We start from the raw sequence: 16,218 nt of genomic DNA, 5'->3' as shown, positions 1-16,218 counted from the left end.
TGGGAATGCTCCCCGAACCGGGTGGAGGTGAAACCAGTGCGAGCCGATCACCCGGCGGAGGCGCCGTACCTGCGCGGGCCGCTGACGCCCGTTTCGGTGACCGGCCCGTCCATGGCGCCGACGCTGCGGCACGGCGACGCGGTGCTGGTCCGCTCGGGCGGGCGCCCGATCCGGCCCGGTGACGTGGTGGTCGCCGTGTTCCGCACGCGTCCCGAGCTGCTGGTCGTGAAGCGGGCGGTACGGCCGCAGGACGGCGGCTGGTGGCTGCGCGGCGACAACGATCTGGTCACCGACGACTCCCGTGCGTACGGGGTGGCGGACGTACGCGGGCGGGTGGTGTTCCGCTACTGGCCCCGCCCCGGACGGGTGCCCCGTCGGCAGTTATGACCCTGCTCACATCCGAGGGCCGGTGCCGACACTATGCTCGGAAAGTGCCCGGGTGACCCCCCGCACCGCGTGCCACCGCTCGCCGCCCACCTCGCGGCCGGCCCGGCCGCCTCACATCTGCTCGACAGATCCTGGAGTCACCGCCATGTCTTCGTCCACCGTGGACCCTGCTGATCCCGTCTTCCAACTGCACCGCGGCGGCAAGATGGCCGTCGCCTCGACGGTCCCGCTCACCAGCCGCGAGGACCTCTCCCTCGCGTACACCCCGGGTGTGGCCCGGGTGTGTGAGGCGATCGCCGCCGACCCCGACCTGGCCGACGACTACACCTGGGCGTCGCACGCCGTGGCCGTCGTGACCGACGGCTCGGCGGTGCTCGGGCTCGGCAACATCGGGCCGCGCGCCGCGCTGCCGGTGATGGAGGGCAAGGCGGTGCTGTTCAAGCAGTTCGCGGGGGTGGACGCGGTGCCGGTCTGCCTGGACACCCAGGACGTGGACGAGATCGTCGCGGTGGTGCGGGCGCTGGCCCCGTCGTTCGGCGGCATCAACCTGGAGGACATCAGCGCGCCGCGCTGCTTCGAGGTGGAGCGCCGGCTCGACGAGGCGCTGGACATCCCGGTCTTCCACGACGACCAGCACGGCACCGCCATCGTGGTGCTCGCCGCGCTGCGCAACGCCGCCACCCTGCTCAACCGCAAGCTCGGTGACCTGCGGGTCGCGGTGAGCGGCGCGGGCGCGGCCGGCGTGGCCGTGACGAAGATGCTTGTCGCCGGTGGGGTCAACCCCGACCAGGTGGTCGTGTGCGACTCCAAGGGGATCATCGGCCGGCACCGCGACGAGCTGACGGGCACCAAGGCCGAGCTGGCGGCGAGCACCAACGCCGACGGCCGCCAGGGCGACATCACCGAGGCGCTGCGCGACGCGGACGTGCTGATCGGGGTCTCCGGCGGGCAGATTCCCGAGGCGGCCGTTGCCGGGATGGCCCCGGGCGGGATCGTGTTCGCCCTGGCCAACCCGACTCCTGAGGTGCACCCCGAGGTGGCCGCCCGGCACGTCGCGGTGGTCGCGACCGGCCGCAGCGACTATCCCAACCAGATCAACAACGTGCTGGCGTTCCCCGGCGTGTTCCGGGGCGCGCTGGATGCGCGGGCCACCCGGATCACCGAGGGGATGAAGGTCGCCGCCGCCGACGCCATCGCCGGCGTGGTGGCCGAGTCGCTGACCGCCGACGCTATCGTCCCGTCGCCGCTCGACCCGCGGGTCGCCCCGGCCGTCGCCGAGGCCGTCGCCGAAGCGGCCCGCCGCGACGGAGTCGCCCGCCGGTAGGCGGAGCACTTCTTAACGGGCGCTCAGCTTGTTACCGTGCCGATCATGCGTGCCGCCTTCGCCTCCCGCCTCGACGATGCCGATCCGCTCGCCGCCCTCACCGTCGGTGAGCGGCCCGAGCCGACCCACCCGGAGGACGACTGGGTGACCGTGCAGGTGCGGGCCACCTCGCTCAACCACCACGACCTCTGGTCGCTGCGCGGGGTCGGCCTCACCGACGCCCAGCTGCCGATGATCCTCGGCTGCGACGCGGTCGGCGTGGACGAGCACGGCAACGAGATGGTCGTCTACCCGGTCGTCGTCACGCCGGGTGACCCGCGCGGGGTCTCCATCCTGTCCGAGCACTTCGCCGGGACGCTCGCCGAGCGGGTCGCCGTACCCCGGTCGAACCTGATCCCCCTGCCCGACGGCATGGCGGCGACCGACGCGGCGTGCCTGCCCACGGCCTGGCTGACCGCGTGGCGGATGCTGACCACCAAGGGCCGCGTCGCGGACGCCGACAGCGTGCTGGTGCAGGGCGCCGGTGGCGGCGTCGCCACCGCGGCCGTCGCGCTCGCCCTCGCGATGGGCAAGCGGGTGTACGCGACCAGCCGGGACGCCGCCAAGCGGGAGCGGATCACCGCCCTCGGGGCGACCGCCCTGGAGTCCGGTGCCCGGCTGCCGGAGCGGGTCGACGTGGTGATCGAGACGGTGGGCGCGGCGACGTTCGACCACTCGTTGAAGTCGGCCGCGCCGATGGCCCGGATCGTGGTCTCCGGCGCCACGGCCGGCCACCAGCCGTCGGTCAACCTGCGCCGGGTCTTCGCCATGCAGCTGGAGATCCTGGGCACCTCGATGGGCACGCCGGGGGAGCTGTACGAGCTGCTGGCGTTCTGCGCCGAGAACGAGGTCCGTCCGGTGATCGACGCCGTGGTCCCGTTCAGCCGGGTCGAGGACGCCTTCGCCCGCCTGCACTCCGGCGACGCCTTCGGCAAGATCGTCATCGATCACACCGCCTGACCCCCGCCCTTTCCCTCTCGCGATCTTGCACTTTCTGTCGACGATTCACGGAAAATATCCCGTTATGCCCCGACAGTAAGTGCAAGATCGCGGAGGGGAGAGGGGGTGGGGGCGCGGGTTAGAGGTGGTTGTCGAAGGTGGCGATGTCGTTGCGGGTCGCGTCGGTGGAGATGCGCTTCTTGGCCTCCGCGTCGCCGTACAGCGACCAGCGCAGGAACTCCACGGACGTGTCCGAGACGACCCGCAACGTCGCGGCGTCGCCGAGCAGCGCCCGCCCGTGGTCGCCCTTGGGCAGGCTGAGCATCGCCTTCGGCCAGGGCACCTTGTCGTACGCCGCCTTGCCCGCCGCGTAGTCGATTACCTCGTCCAGCTCGCCGTGCACGAACAGCTGCGGCGCGGTCGCGCCCGCGAACGCCGTACCCACGCCGACTGCCGTACCGGCGAAGACCACCCCGGCGTCCAGCCGCTCGTCCCGGCTGGCGGTGAAGAGGCCGATGGTGGTCACCCCGCCGGCCGAGTGCCCGGCCGCGCCGACCCGGTCGGTGGCCAGCCGGCCGCGCAGCCCGTCGCCGGCCTTGCCGTCGAGCGCCAGCACCTGGGTCAGGGCGTACGACACGTCGGCCGGCTGGTTGAGCACGTCGAGGATGTTGCCGTCGGCGCCCCGGGAGGTGTGCGGGAAGGTCGGCGCGGCCACCACGAAGCCCGCCGCCGCCCAGCGGGTCAGCAGGGTGGCGTAGTCCTCCGGCCGCCCGGTGAGGCCGTGGCTGAACATCACCACCGGAAACCGGCCCTGCGCCGCCGCAGCGGACCGCTTGACCGCGCCGCCGGCCTTCCCGGCCGCCGGATACCAGATCGTCGTCGGCAGCGCACGGCCGTCCCGGTTCAGCTTGAGCTGGCGTACGCCGACGCCGAAGGCGCTCTTCGGGGCGGTCCCGGAGGGTACCTGCGGCGTCGGCGTGGCGGCGGCGGGCGGTGGCTCGGCGGGCGCCTGCCAGCCCTCGGTCTTGCGGGCGTCGGCGGAGCAGCCGACCAGGCCGGCCATGAGCAGGGCGCTGGCCAGCAGCGTGGGGGTGACGCGACGCGACATGAAGCCAATTGTGCCCTGCCGCGCCGGCCGGCTCGGCGCGGTTCGACGCGCGGTGCCCACGCCGTGACCGGCTGACCCGGACCGCGGGACGCGGCGTCACCGGTTCGTTCAGGCTGCGGCGCGTTCGGGGAGCGGGCGTCGCCGCCGGGCGGTGTCGGTCAGGGAGCGTGGCGGGAAGGCGGCGTTGGGGTCGTACCGGTTGGTTCCGGGCGGCACGATCTCGTCGATCCGGTCGAGGGTCGCGTCGTCCAGGGTGAGCGTGGCGCCCTTGAGCAGGTCCTCCAGGTGCGCCATGGTCCGCGGTCCGATGATCGCCGAGGTGACCGCCGGATGGGCCACCGTGAAGGCGATGGCGAGCTGCGGGAGCGTGCAGCCGATGCCCGCCGCGAGGTCGACGAGCTGCTCGACGATGTCGAGCTTGGCGGCGTTCTCGGCGAGCGTGGGATCGAACTGCGCCGGCCGGAGCACGGCACGCCCGGTCGACAGGTCGACGGGCCGGTCCCTGCGGTACTTCCCGCTGAGGAACCCGAAGGCGAGCGGGCTCCAGACCAGGACCCCCATGCCGTAGCGCTGGCAGACCGGCAGGGTCGACGCCTCGACCCCACGGGCCAGGATCGAGTACGGCGGCTGCTCGGTGCGCAGCCGGCCGAGGCCGCGACGCTCGGAGACCTGGTGCGCCTCGACGATCTCCTCGGCGGGGAACGTCGAGCACCCGAAGGCGCGGATCTTTCCGTCGCGGACGAGGTCGGTGAGCACCGAGAGCGTCTCCTCGATGTCGGTAGCGGGGTCGGGCCGGTGGACCTGGTAGAGGTCGATCCAGTCGGTGCCCAGACGCCGCAGGCTCCCTTCGACGGCCTTGAGGATCCAGCGCCGCGAGTTGCCACCCTGGTTGGGTCCCGCACCCATCGGAAAGTGCACCTTGGTGGCGAGGACGAAGTCGTCCCGGCGCCCCCGCAGCGCCTTGCCCACGATCTGCTCGGACTCACCCTGGCCGTACATGTCGGCGGTGTCGACGCAGTTGATGCCCTGGTCCAGGGCCGCGTGGACGATGCGGACGCAGTCGTCGTGGTCCGGGTTTCCGACGGCACCGAACATCATGGTTCCGAGGCAGTGGGTGCTCACCTCGATGCCGGTCCCGCCGAGTGTGCGATAGCGCATGCCGATGCTCCTCTGGCGATGTCGTGACGATCACGGGGGACCCTAGGAGCTGGAGTCGGCTCTAGGTCAAGCCTCGTTACCCTGCTCGGCATGGCCGAGGACATCGTGAGTCTGAGCATCGGGCAGGTCGCCGAACGCACCGGCTTGAGCGTGCACGCCCTGCGCTTCTACGAGCAGGAGGGCGTCTTCGTCGATCCGGTACGCCGTGGGCCCGGCGGGCGTCGCGTCTACAGCCAGGACGACGTCGACTGGTTGACCGTCTGCATCATTCTCCGTACCTCGGGCATGCCGTTGCCCGCGCTGCGCCGGTACGCCGACCTCGTCCGGGAGGGTGCCGGCAACGAGGAGGAACGTCTCGCCCTGATGCGCGAGCACCAGGAGCGCGTCACCGGCCAGATCGGCAGGCTCACCCAGTGCCTGGACCTGATCGGCTTCAAGGTCGGGGTGTACGAGGACCTGCTCGACGAGGCGCGGCCCGCAGTCGAGCCAGGTCGTCCGCGTCCTTCGGACGGCGGGGCCGCTCCGGCATCCACACCGGGTACATCTGCTTGAACTCGATCTGCGCCGGCACCGAGATCGTCGGCACGGTCAACGGGCCGATCCGGCCGGATGGCGCGTCCAGCATCCCGGCCGGCAGTGGTGTGCCGGCCCAGGACCCGGCGCCCACCGTCGGGCGACCGGCGTCGTCCCGACCCAGGTACGCGACGCTCACCTCCACGTCGCCGGCGAACAGATCGAGCTGCAACTCCACAGGCATCCGGGGATCGGGGCGCCAGCCCCGGGCCAGCAGCAGGGCGGCCAGCCGGGCCGCGTCCTCGCGCCAGCAGTACCAGTCGACGTCGACGTGCGGTCGGGACACCTCGCCGAGCTGGAAGTCCATCGCCCAGCCGCCCCGCAACCACACCGCGATGCCGGCCGACCCGGCCACCTCGACCACGTCGGCGATGCTCGCCAACTGGCGGCGCGCGAGGTCGTCCACCCGGGCACTCTAGCCGGGGCACCGCCGTGACACCCGGGCGAAGAACCCTAGGCCGGGCGGGACTCGTAGCGGGTGCCGGGCGTGCGCGCGTCGGCGGGCAGGCGGGCGCCGGCGGTCCGGTCGCCGTAGAGGGTCCAGCGCAGGAAGTCGGTGGTGGTGGCGAGAACGGCGGCGAATCCGGGGTTACCCGGCGTGAGGTACGCGCCATGGTCCTGGCCGAGCACGCTGACGAATACCGCAGGTCCCGGGGTACGCGCGTACGCCGCCCGGCCCACCGTCACCGGCACCACCGGGTCGGCCGTGCCGTGCACGAAGAGCACCGGTGCGGTCGGTCCGGCGAAGCTGCCCGGCAGCCCGCCGCCGGCGATCACGATGCCCCCGCGCAGCCGGGCCGGGTGGCCCTCGGTGAACATGCCGGAGGTGGTGAAGCCGCCCGCCGAGTGACCGGCGGCGGCGATCGACGTGAGGTCCAGGTGGCCGGCGAGCGGATCAGCCCGGTCGCCGTCGAGGCGGCCCAGGTGCCGGATCAGCCGCCAACCGTCGGCGGGCTGGTTGCGCACGTCGGCCCGGGTGAAGTGCGCGGCACCCGCACGGGTGTGCGGGTACGCGGGCGCGGCCACCACGAAACCGGCCGCCGCCCAGCGGGTGGTCAGCCCGGCGTGCAGCTCGGGCCGGCTGTGCAGACCGTGGCTGTAGATCACCACCGGGAACCGCCCGGCGGCCACCCCGTCGGTGCCGGCCGGATACCAGATGGTCACCGGCAGGGGACGCGCCGAGCGCGGATCGAGGGTGAGCGTACGCACGCCGACGACGTACGACCCCTCGGGCGCTCGGCGCGCGGACGGCGGCCCGGCGGACCCACCCGCCACGGCGGTTGCCGGCGCACAACCGGCCAGCAGCGCCGTCACCAGTACGGCGACCAGCCGTCGAACCCCCACCGTTTCACCGTAGGTGCCCGGGCACGTCCAGCGGCCCCGCCGTCTGGCCCGGCTCTGGCCGCCACCCGGTCGGGTCGCCTCCGCCGGCCGGTTCGACCCGGTGGGACGGCACAGACGGGGGGCGGTGCTCCGCGACCGGCTTCGCTAGGGTCACCGACATGGCTGAGAACTACACCGACCCCAGCGGCAACACCGAGGCGTTCCGCGCCTTCACCCAGACGCCGGAGGCCGCCGGTCCGGCCGACGCGCCGTCCCGCCTGCCGCTCATCGTCGGTGCGGCGGTCGTCGTCGTGCTGCTGGTGGCCCTCGTCGCCTGGCTGGCGATGCGCTGAGCCGGCGCGCGGCGATGCGCTGAGCTTGGCCCGACTCCACGGGGTCGGGGCGACGTCAGTGCGCCCCGACCACGTCCCGGGTCTGCCGGGCGATCTCCCGTTCCTCATCGGTACGGATGACACAGACGCTCACCTGGGCGTCGTCCGGCGAGATCAGCCGGTCGCCGTCGCCGTTGTTGCGCGCCTCGTCGACGGTGATGCCGAGCCGGGCCAGTCCGGCCAGCGCGGCGGCCCGGACGGGCGCGGCGTGCTCGCCCACGCCGGCGGTGAACGCGATCGCGTCCACGTGGCCGAGCAGCGCGTAGTACGCGCCGACGTACCCGGTGATCCGCCGGCAGTACACGTCGAAGGCCAGCGCGGCGGCCGGATCCCCGGCGGCCCGGCGCTGGAGCACCTCGCGCATGTCGTTGACGCCGGTCAGCCCGAGCAGCCCGCTGCGGTGGTTGAGCAGGTCGTCGATGTCGTCGACCGACATCCCGCCCTCCCGCCGCAGGTGGAAGATGACTGTCGGGTCGAGGTCGCCGCTGCGGGTGCCCATCACCAGCCCCTGCAGGGGTGACATCCCCATCGAGGTGGCGACGCTGCGGCCGTTCGCGACCGCGCAGGCGCTGGCCCCGTTGCCCAGGTGCAGGGTGATGGTGTTGAGCTGCTCGTACGGGCGGCCCAGCAGTTCGGCGGTACGCCGGGAGACGTACGCGTGCGAGGTGCCGTGGAAGCCGTACCTGCGGATGCCGTACCGCTGCGCGGTGTCCACGTCGATCGCGTAGGTCGCGGCGGCCTCGGGCAGGGTGTGGTGGAACGCCGTGTCGAAGACGGCGACCTGCGGGACGTCCGGCAGCGCCGCGCGGGCCACCTCGATGCCGGCCAGGTTGGCCGGGTTGTGCAGCGGGGCCAGCGGCACCAGATCCTTGATCGCGGCCAGCACCGCGTCGTCGATGAGGACCGGGGTGGTGAACTTCCGGCCGCCGTGCACCACCCGGTGCCCGACCGCCGCCAGTCCGGTCAGGTCCAGTCCGGCCAGGATCTGCCGGACGGCGCTGGCGTGGTCCGCCGGGCCGCCGCCGGGCTCACCGACCCGCTCGACGGTGCCCTGGTCGACGGTCCGGTCTCCGTCGTAGTGCCGCCACTTCACCGAGGATGACCCGCAGTTGAGCACCAGTACCCGACTCATGACGCCTCCTCGGCGGCCGCCTGGATGGCGGTGATCGCCACCGTGTTGACGATGTCCGGCACGGTCGCGCCCCGGGACAGGTCGTTCACCGGCCGGCGCAGGCCCTGCATGACCGGGCCGACGGCGACCGCCCCGGCCGAGCGTTGCACCGCCTTGTACGTGTTGTTGCCCGTGTTGAGGTCCGGGAAGATGAAGACCGTGGCCTGGCCGGCGACCGGGCTGTCGGGCAGCTTCGTCGCGGCCACGGCGGGGTCGATTGCCGCGTCGTACTGGATCGGCCCCTCGACCAGCAGGTCGGGCCGACGCTCCCGGACCAGCGCGGTGGCCGCGGCGACCTTCTCCACGTCCGCGCCCGCACCGGAGCTGCCGGTCGAGTACGACAGCATGGCGACCCGGGGTTCGATGCCGAAGCGGGCGGCGGTGTCGGCCGACGAGATCGCGATGTCGGCGAGCTGGGCGGCGTCCGGGTCGCGGTTGACGGCACAGTCCCCGTAGACCAGCACCCGGTCGGCGAGCAGCATGAAGAAGACGCTGGAGGCCACCGAGACCTCCGGCACGGTACGGATGATCTCGAACGCGGGCAGGATGGTCGCGGCGGTGGTGTGCGTGGCGCCCGAGACCATGCCGTCGGCGTACCCGGCCGCCACCATGAGCGTCCCGAAGTAGTTGGGCTGGGCCACGATGTCGTGCGCCAGCTCGGCGGTGACGCCCCGGTGGGCGCGCAGCCGCGCGTACTCGGCGGTGAACTCGTCGCGCCACCCGCTGGTGGCCGGGTCGACCAACCGGGCGTCGCCGAGGTCGATGCCCAGCTCGCGGGTGCGCCGGGCGATGTCGTCCGGGCGGCCGAGCAGCGTCAGGTCTGCCACGCCCCGGCGCAGCAGGATCTCCGCCGCTCGCAGGATGCGCTCCTCGGCGCCCTCGGGCAGCACCAGGTGCCGGGGCTTGGAGCGGGCCCGGTCGATCAGCTCGTTCTCGAACATCAGCGGGGTGACCCGCGTCGACCGGCTGACCCGCAGCCGGCGGGCCAGGTCGTCGGTGTCCACGCAGCGCTCGAACGCGCCCAGTGCGGCCTCCACCTTGCGGGGGTTGGCCACGCTGGGCCGCCCCTCGATCCGGCTGGACGCCTCGACCGTGTCGTAGCTGTCGCTGCGCACGGAGAGCACGGCCAGGCCGGTGTTCAGGCCCTCCACCAGCCGCATCACCCGGGGGTCGGGTTGCTCGCCGAGGGTGAGCACGAGCCCGGCCACCGACACCTGCCCGGCCACGTGCGCCGCGCTGGCGGCGACGAGCAGGTCGGCCCGGTCCCCGGGGGTGATCACCAGAGCGCCCTCGGTGAGGTGGCCCAGCAGGGTCGGCACGTGTGCCGCGCCGACCACGTAGTCCAGCACGTCCCGGCCGAGCGCCGCGTCGTCGCCGGCCAGCAGGGTGGCGCCGAGCGCCGCCGCCACCTCGGCCACCGTCGGCGCCGACACGCTCGGCACCTCCGGGATGGCGTACGCCGGCACGGGCAGCTCCGGCAGCGTCATCGGCTCGGACACCCGGTTGGCGATCACCGCGAGCACCGTCGCGCCCAGGTCGGCCACATCGTGGTACGCCCCTCGCATGGCCGCCGCGACGGCCGCCGGCTCCTGCTCGTAGCCGTCGACCACCGGCACCACCACGCTGCCGAACTCGGTGGCCAGCCGGGCGTTGAAGGCCAGCTCGCGGGGGTGCGCCGGGTCGCCCGGTTCGTCGAAGTCACTGCCCACCACGACGACCGCCGGGCACTGCCGCTCCACCGCCCGGTACCGCTGGACGACAGCGGAGATCAGCTCTTCCCGTCGGCCGTCGGCGACCAGCCGGGCCGCCTCGGCGTAGGTGGAGCCGGCCAGGTCGGCGAGCGGCACCTCGACCCGGTACCGCTCGCTCAGCAGCGCGAGGATCGGGTCCGGGCCGGTGTCGGCCACCAGCGGGCGGAACACGCCGATCCGCCCGACCTGGCGGGACAGCAACTCCGCCAGCCCGAGGGCGATTGTCGACTTGCCCCCGCCGGAACCGACGCTGGTCAGATACACGCTGCGAGCCACAGCCCCACCCTAGAAGATCGCGAGACTCCCCACCCGGGCCCTACGGCCCCCACGTCCCGGGCCCCGCCGGGCGCCCGTTGCGGCAGGTGGGTCACGCCGGGCGCAGGGCCGCGATGCCGGTCAGGAAGATGTCGATGCCGGCCAGGAACTGCTCGCGGTCGTCGTGTTCGCGAAGCTGCGTCACCGTCGCGTGGACGAACGGGTACCTGCCGGGGTCCAGGTGTGCCCACTGCTCGGCTGTGGTGTTCAGGAACGCCCCCCGGTCCGTGTCGCCGTCGGCGAGGTGCCGGGCGTTCGCGGCGTTCTGGACGGCGACACCGAGGACGTAGTTCACCAGGGTTCCGGCCGCGTCGAAGCGCGCCCCCTCGGGGACGGCGAGTGCGTCCAGCAGGCTGCCGATGCTCTCGTAGAAGTCCAGCAACGCGGGGCGCCACGGTTGCCGGGAGAGTTCCGCACCGACCCAGGGGTGGGCGTCGATCGCGTCGAACAGGCCCAGGGCGAGCAGGCGCAGGGTTTCGCGGGGGCCCCCGGTGGTGACCGTGCCGGACAGCACGTTCGTGATGACGTCGTCGGTGGCCGCCGCGAGCAGGTCGTTCTTGTCCGCGACGTGGTGGTAGATCGCGCCGTACCCGGTCTTCAGCCGAACGGTGAGCGCGCGCAGCGTCAGGGCGCTCTCGCCGTCGCTGTCCAGGATTTCCGTAGCGGTCTGGATGATCAGTTCCCGGGACAGCGCGTCCGTGCGTCGCCGGGCCGCGGTTCCGTTCGCGGTTCTCTTCGCCATGGCCCCAGTGTCCCACTGGTGGATCGTTGCTCCAACGTCGTGTTAACGTCCGTTGGAGCGGCGATCCATAAACGGCTCGTCCAGCAGACCTGGGGGACCACCATGACGACACCGGTCACGATCATCGGAGCAGGTCTGGGCGGCCTGGCGCTGGCCCGCGTGCTGCACCTACACGGCATCCCGTCCACGGTCTACGAGGCCGAGGCGTCCCCGGCTACGCGTACGCAGGGCGGACTGCTCGACATCCGCGACTACAACGGCCAGCCCGCGCTGGAGACGGCCGGCCTGACCGAGGAGTTCCGCAAGCTCGTCCTGGAGGGGCGTCAGGCGATGCGGCTCCTGGACCGGCACACGAACCTCCTGCTCGACGTACCCGACGACGGTACGGGTGGCAGCCCGGAGGTGCAGCGCGGTGAACTGCGCCAGATGCTGCTCGACTCACTCCCGGCCGGCACCGTCCGGTGGGGCCACAAGGTCAGCGGCGTGCGCGCCCTCGGCGAGGGTCGCCACGAAGTGGCCTTCACCAACGACACCGCAGTCGTCACGAGCCTGCTGGTCGGCGCGGACGGCGCCTGGTCCCGGGTCCGACCGTTGCTCTCCGAGGCCACACCCGGGTACACCGGCTTCTCATTCATCGAGACCCACCTGTTCGACGGCGACACCCGGCACCCGACCAGCGCGGAAACCGTCGGCAGCGGAGCGATGATGGTGCTGGAGCCGGGCAGGGGGATCCTGGCCCATCGGGAGCGCGACGGGAACCTCCACACCTGGGTGATGCTCGCCAGGCCGCAGGACTGGTTCGCCGCCATCGACTTCGCCGACCCCGACGCGGCCATCGCGCGGATCGTGCGGGAGTTCGACGGCTGGGCGCCGGAGCTCACCGCCCTGGTCACCGACGGCGAGACCCCGCCGGTCCTGCGCCACATCTTCACCCTGCCCGCCGGACACCGGTGGGACCGGAGGCCCGGGGTGACCCTGCTCGGCGACGCCGCGCACCTGGCGGCACCCAACGGCGAAGGCGCCAACCTGGCCCTTCTCGACGGCGCCGACCTCGGCACGGCCATCGCCGCGCACCCCGACGACATCGAGACCGCGCTCACCGCGTACGAGCAGGCCATGTCCGTGCGAAGCGCCGCGGCAAACGCCGAAGGCCCCGACCTTCAGGACATGCTGGGCGACGGCACACCCCACACGCTCATCAGAGCCTTCGCCGGCAGCTGACGGTCAGGCGTCCTCGTCGTCGGGGTCGTCCAGGCGGGCCAGGTAGGTGGCCAGGCGCTCGATCGGGGTCTCGAACTCGGGGTTCAGGTCGACGAAGTCGCGCAGGCGCTCGCCCAGCCACTCCAGGGTCACCTGCTCGTCGCCCCGGCGCTCGACCAGCTCCTCGATGCCACGGTCGGTGAAGTACACGGCGTACGTCCTCGTGCTCGGCCCGGCGTGGGCCGGGCGGGTCGGTGGTTCGGACGGACCGACGCGAGCCGGGGCAGGACCGTGGGAACGGCCCTGCCCCGGCTCGCGTGGCGCGATCAGGTCACGGGCGGGGAAGTGCCGCCTCGATGAGCGCGGTCTGCTCGACCTCGTGGGTCTTGGCCGAGCCGACCGCCGGGGCCGCCGCGGCCGGGCGGGAGATCCGCCGCAGCCGGACGTCGGTGAGGTGCTCCAGCAGGTTGAGCGCGACGAACGACCAGGCACCCTGGTTGGCCGGCTCCTCCTGCACCCAGGCGAAGTCCTCCGCGTTCGGGTACTGCGCGAGGGCGGCCCGGATCTCCTCGACCGGCAGCGGGTACAGCTGCTCGATCCGGATGATCGCCGTGTCGGTGATGCCGCGCTCCTGCCGGGCCTGGAACAGGTCGTAGTAGACCTTGCCCGAGCACAGCAGCACCCGCTTGACCGACTCCGGTGCCGGGGCGGCGGTGTCGCGCAGCACCGGCTGGAAGGTGCCGGTGGTGAAGTCCTCCACCGAGGAGACGCAGAGCTTGTGCCGCAGCAGCGACTTCGGCGTGAACACCACGAGCGGCTTGCGCTTCGGCGACAGGGCCTGGCGGCGCAGCAGGTGGAAGTAGTTCGCCGGAGTCGTCGGGATGGACACCCGCATGTTGTCCTCGGCGCACATCTGCAGGAACCGCTCCGGGCGACCGGAGGTGTGGTCCGGGCCCTGGCCCTCGTGGCCGTGCGGGAGCAGCAGGGTCACCGCGGAGCGCTGACCCCACTTCACCTCACCCGAGGAGATGAACTCGTCGATCACCGACTGGGCGCCGTTGACGAAGTCACCGAACTGGGCCTCCCAGGCGACCAGCGCGTTGACGTTCTCCACCGAGTAGCCGTACTCGAAGCCCATCGCCGCGTACTCGGACAGCAGCGAGTCGTGCACGAAGAACCGGGACCGCTCGCCGTCGCCGGTGAGCGACTTCAACGGCAGGTAATCGTCGCCGGTGCGGGAGTCGACCACCGACGCGTGCCGCTGGACGAAGGTGCCGCGCCGCGAGTCCTGCCCGGCGAGCCGGACGGTGACCCCGTCGTGCAGCAGCGCCCCGAACGCGATGATCTCGCCGAAGCCCCAGTCGATGTTGCCCTCGACGGACATCTTGGCCCGCCGGTCGAGCAGCTGCTGGATCCGCTTGTGCGGGGTGAAGCCCTCGGGGAGGTTGGTGTGCGCCTCGCCGACCGCCTTCACCACTGCGGCGTCGGTGGCGGTGTCGACCGCCGGCTCCGGCTCCTCCTCGCGGCGGGGGCGGTTGAGCTGGCGCGGCGTGGCGGCGGCGTCCCGGGTGGCCTTGAAGACCTTCTCCAGCTGCGCCTGGTAGTCGCGCAGCAGCTCCTCCGCGTCCTCCACGGTGATGTCGCCGCGACCGATCAGCTCCTCGGTGTAGAGCTTGCGCACCGACCGCTTCGAGTCAATGATCTTGTACATCTGAGGGTTGGACATCGACGGGTCGTCGCCCTCGTTGTGGCCGCGCCGGCGGTAGCAGACCATGTCGATCACGACGTCCTTGTTGAACGCCTGCCGGTACTCGAAGGCCAGCCGGGCCACTCGGACCACGGCCTCCGGGTCGTCGCCGTTCACGTGGAAGATCGGCGCCTGGATCATCCGGGCCACGTCGGTGCTGTAGAGGCTGGACCGGCTGTACTCCGGGGCGGTGGTGAAGCCGACCTGGTTGTTGACCACCACGTGCACGGTGCCGCCAGTGCGGTAGCCGCGCAGCTGCGACAGGTTGAGCGTCTCGGCGACCACACCCTGGCCGGCGAACGCGGCGTCGCCGTGCACCGCCAGCGGCAGCACGGTGTAGCCCTCCAGCTTGAGGTCGATCCGGTCCTGCTTGGCCCGGACGATGCCCTCCAGCACGGGGTCGACGGCCTCCAGGTGCGACGGGTTCGCCACCAGGGACACCTTGACGACGTGCTCGCCGTCCGGGGTGGTGAACTTGCCATTCTGGCCCAGGTGGTACTTCACGTCGCCGGAGCCCTGCGTCGAGCGCGGGTCGAGGTGACCCTCAAACTCCGAGAAGATCTTCTCGTACGGCTTGCCGACGATGTTGGCCAGCACGTTGAGCCGGCCCCGGTGGGCCATGCCGATGACCACCTCGTCCAGCCCGCTCTCGGCGGAGGACTCGAGCACCTCGCCCAGCAGCGGGATCAGCGACTCGCCACCCTCCAGCGAGAAGCGCTTCTGACCGACGTACTTGGTCTGCAGGAAGGTCTCGAACGCCTCGGCGGCGTTGAGCCGGTTGAGCACGTGCTTCTGCTCATCGGCGGACGGCTTCTCGTACTTGCGCTCGATCCGTTCCTGGATCCAGCGCCGCTCCTCCGGGTCCTGGATGTGCATGTACTCGATGCCGACGCGCCGGCAGTACGAGTCGCGCAGCACGCCGAGGATCTCGCGCAGCTTCATCCGCTGGCGGCCGGCGAACCCGTTGACCGGGAATTCCCGGTCCAGGTCCCACAGGGTCAGCCCGTGCTGGAGGACGTCCAGGTCGGGGTGCTTGCGGATGGTGAATTCCAGCGGGTCGGTGTCGGCCATCAGGTGACCGCGCACGCGGTACGCGTGGATCAGCTCGTGCACCCGGGCGGTCTTGTTGATCTGACCCTCGGAGTTGACGGCCACGTCGCGCACCCAGCGCACCGGCTCGTACGGGATGCGCAGCGAGGTGAAGATCTCGTCGTAGAAGCTGTGCTCGCCCAGGATCAGCTCGTGCATGACCTTGAGGAACTCGCCGGACTGCGCGCCCTGGATGATCCGGTGGTCGTACGTGCTGGTCAGCGTGATGACCTTGCTGACCGCCAGCTCGGCCAGGGTGGTCTCGGACATGCCCTGGTAGGGGGCCGGGTATTCCATCGCGCCGACGCCGATGATCGCGCTCTGCCCCTGCATGAGCCGCGGCATGGAGTGCACCGTGCCGATGCCGCCCGGGTTGGTCAGCGAGATCGTGGTGCCGGAGTAGTCCTCCATGGTCAGCTCGTTGCGCCGCGCCCGCCGGACCACGTCCTCGTACGCCTGCCAGAACTGCCGGAAGTCCATCTGCTCGCAGCCCTTGATGGAGGGGACCACCAGGTTGCGGCTGCCGTCCGGCTTGGCCAGGTCGATCGCGATGCCGAGGTTGACGTGCGCCGGGCGGACCACCGCCGGCTTGCCGTTGGCCTCGGCGAAGGAGTTGTTCATCTCCGGGTGCTGAACGAGCGCCCGGACCATCGCGTAGCCGACCAGGTGGGTGAAGCTGACCTTGCCACCGCGCCCCCGGGCGAGGTGGTTGTTGATCACGATGCGGTTGTCGACCAGCAGCTTCGCCGGGACCGCGCGGACGCTTGTCGCGGTGGGCACGCTCAGCGAGGCGTCCATGTTCTGGACGATCTTCGCGGCGACACCTCGCAGCGGCGTGGTCTGCGGGCCGTCGGCGCTCGGCGCGGCGGCCTTCGCGGCCGGCTTGGCCGGCGCGGCCTTCTCCGGGGTGGCCTTCGCCGGCGCGGCCTTGGCCGGCGTCGACGGCGCGGCGGCCGGCTT

General features: G+C 72.1%; 15 protein-coding genes. 6 read left to right on the top strand and 9 right to left on the bottom strand.

Features of this window, described 5'->3' with window-relative positions; all coding sequences use genetic code 11:
• The first annotated feature begins 36 nt into the window (after positions 1–36).
• The 3 genes from B0E54_RS25625 to B0E54_RS25615 all read left to right on the top strand — a co-directional run bounded on the left by B0E54_RS25625 (position 37) and on the right by B0E54_RS25615 (position 2,710).
• The gene (locus B0E54_RS25625) at positions 37–387 is read left to right on the top strand and encodes a S26 family signal peptidase (protein ID WP_234588643.1); all 351 of its coding nucleotides are present in this window, start codon (positions 37–39) and stop codon (positions 385–387) included.
• 145 nt (positions 388–532) lie between these two features.
• Positions 533–1,711: an NADP-dependent malic enzyme gene (locus B0E54_RS25620; protein ID WP_234588642.1), complete on the top strand. Its 1,179-nt coding sequence runs from the start codon at positions 533–535 to the stop codon at positions 1,709–1,711.
• Positions 1,712–1,747: 36 nt separating this feature from the next.
• Positions 1,748–2,710 (top strand): zinc-binding dehydrogenase, encoded by a 963-nt coding sequence (locus tag B0E54_RS25615; protein ID WP_234588641.1) that lies wholly within the window; start codon positions 1,748–1,750, stop codon positions 2,708–2,710.
• A gap of 118 nt (positions 2,711–2,828) precedes the next feature.
• Here B0E54_RS25615 and B0E54_RS25610 read toward each other — a convergent pair whose 3' ends face one another.
• Together B0E54_RS25610 and B0E54_RS25605 are read right to left on the bottom strand one after the other, a co-directional pair.
• Positions 2,829–3,797, bottom strand: coding sequence for a chlorophyllase (locus tag B0E54_RS25610; RefSeq protein ID WP_234588640.1), 969 nt, complete (start codon positions 3,795–3,797; stop codon positions 2,829–2,831).
• A gap of 108 nt (positions 3,798–3,905) precedes the next feature.
• On the bottom strand, positions 3,906–4,955 hold the full coding sequence (locus B0E54_RS25605; RefSeq protein ID WP_234588639.1) for an aldo/keto reductase: 1,050 nt from the start codon (positions 4,953–4,955) through the stop codon (positions 3,906–3,908).
• Between the two features lie 90 nt (positions 4,956–5,045).
• Between B0E54_RS25605 and B0E54_RS25600 the strand changes: the two genes are divergently transcribed.
• A complete protein-coding gene (locus tag B0E54_RS25600; protein ID WP_234588638.1) occupies positions 5,046–5,507 on the top strand; it encodes a MerR family transcriptional regulator in 462 nt (153 codons plus the stop codon).
• Here the strand turns inward: B0E54_RS25600 and B0E54_RS25595 are convergent.
• Both B0E54_RS25595 and B0E54_RS25590 read right to left on the bottom strand, forming a co-directional pair.
• On the bottom strand, positions 5,389–5,934 hold the full coding sequence (locus tag B0E54_RS25595) for a nucleotidyltransferase domain-containing protein (RefSeq protein WP_234588637.1): 546 nt from the start codon (positions 5,932–5,934) through the stop codon (positions 5,389–5,391). The genes B0E54_RS25600 and B0E54_RS25595 overlap by 119 nt on opposite strands.
• Positions 5,935–5,981: 47 nt before the next feature.
• Entirely contained in the window at positions 5,982–6,872 is an 891-nt protein-coding gene (locus B0E54_RS25590; protein WP_234588636.1) for an alpha/beta hydrolase, read from the bottom strand.
• Between the two features lie 158 nt (positions 6,873–7,030).
• On the opposite strand from B0E54_RS25590, the gene B0E54_RS25585 reads away from it, so the two are divergent.
• Positions 7,031–7,204: a hypothetical protein gene (locus B0E54_RS25585; protein WP_234588635.1), complete on the top strand. Its 174-nt coding sequence runs from the start codon at positions 7,031–7,033 to the stop codon at positions 7,202–7,204.
• A gap of 55 nt (positions 7,205–7,259) precedes the next feature.
• On the opposite strand, the gene B0E54_RS25580 is transcribed toward B0E54_RS25585, so the two are convergent.
• From B0E54_RS25580 to B0E54_RS25570, 3 genes are all read right to left on the bottom strand, one after another.
• The gene (locus B0E54_RS25580) at positions 7,260–8,375 is read right to left on the bottom strand and encodes an acetate/propionate family kinase (protein ID WP_234588633.1); all 1,116 of its coding nucleotides are present in this window, start codon (positions 8,373–8,375) and stop codon (positions 7,260–7,262) included.
• On the bottom strand, positions 8,372–10,441 hold the full coding sequence (pta, locus tag B0E54_RS25575; protein ID WP_234588631.1) for a phosphate acetyltransferase: 2,070 nt from the start codon (positions 10,439–10,441) through the stop codon (positions 8,372–8,374). Before pta ends, B0E54_RS25580 begins: the two co-directional genes overlap by 4 nt.
• A gap of 91 nt (positions 10,442–10,532) precedes the next feature.
• Positions 10,533–11,222, bottom strand: coding sequence for a TetR/AcrR family transcriptional regulator (locus B0E54_RS25570; protein WP_234588629.1), 690 nt, complete (start codon positions 11,220–11,222; stop codon positions 10,533–10,535).
• 102 nt (positions 11,223–11,324) lie between these two features.
• On the opposite strand from B0E54_RS25570, the gene B0E54_RS25565 reads away from it, so the two are divergent.
• Positions 11,325–12,443, top strand: a complete 1,119-nt coding sequence (locus tag B0E54_RS25565; RefSeq protein WP_234588628.1) for an NAD(P)/FAD-dependent oxidoreductase — start codon at positions 11,325–11,327, stop codon at positions 12,441–12,443.
• Between the two features lie 3 nt (positions 12,444–12,446).
• Here B0E54_RS25565 and B0E54_RS25560 read toward each other — a convergent pair whose 3' ends face one another.
• Together B0E54_RS25560 and B0E54_RS25555 are read right to left on the bottom strand one after the other, a co-directional pair.
• Entirely contained in the window at positions 12,447–12,632 is a 186-nt protein-coding gene (locus tag B0E54_RS25560) for a DUF6104 family protein (protein ID WP_139582193.1), read from the bottom strand.
• 121 nt (positions 12,633–12,753) lie between these two features.
• A partial coding sequence (locus B0E54_RS25555) for a multifunctional oxoglutarate decarboxylase/oxoglutarate dehydrogenase thiamine pyrophosphate-binding subunit/dihydrolipoyllysine-residue succinyltransferase subunit (RefSeq protein ID WP_234588627.1) occupies positions 12,754–16,218 on the bottom strand: 3,465 nt, incomplete at its 5' end.

The organism is Micromonospora sp. MH99 (assembly GCF_021442385.1).
GTDB lineage: Bacteria > Actinomycetota > Actinomycetes > Mycobacteriales > Micromonosporaceae > Micromonospora.
The sequence above is the reverse complement of the archived record's forward strand: the minus strand, read 5'-3'. Positions and strand labels throughout refer to the sequence as shown.

What these genes read in the sequence shown, in the direction of transcription:
- B0E54_RS25620 (WP_234588642.1), top strand. Translation starts at nt 533, where the DNA reads ATGTCTTCGTCCACCGTGGACCCTGCTGATCCCGTCTTCCAACTGCAC.
- B0E54_RS25610 (WP_234588640.1), bottom strand. Translation starts at nt 3,797, where the DNA reads ATGTCGCGTCGCGTCACCCCCACGCTGCTGGCCAGCGCCCTGCTCATG.
- B0E54_RS25605 (WP_234588639.1), bottom strand. Translation starts at nt 4,955, where the DNA reads ATGCGCTATCGCACACTCGGCGGGACCGGCATCGAGGTGAGCACCCAC.
- B0E54_RS25600 (WP_234588638.1), top strand. Translation starts at nt 5,046, where the DNA reads ATGGCCGAGGACATCGTGAGTCTGAGCATCGGGCAGGTCGCCGAACGC.
- B0E54_RS25585 (WP_234588635.1), top strand. Translation starts at nt 7,031, where the DNA reads ATGGCTGAGAACTACACCGACCCCAGCGGCAACACCGAGGCGTTCCGC.
- B0E54_RS25580 (WP_234588633.1), bottom strand. Translation starts at nt 8,375, where the DNA reads ATGAGTCGGGTACTGGTGCTCAACTGCGGGTCATCCTCGGTGAAGTGG.
- B0E54_RS25570 (WP_234588629.1), bottom strand. Translation starts at nt 11,222, where the DNA reads ATGGCGAAGAGAACCGCGAACGGAACCGCGGCCCGGCGACGCACGGAC.
- B0E54_RS25565 (WP_234588628.1), top strand. Translation starts at nt 11,325, where the DNA reads ATGACGACACCGGTCACGATCATCGGAGCAGGTCTGGGCGGCCTGGCG.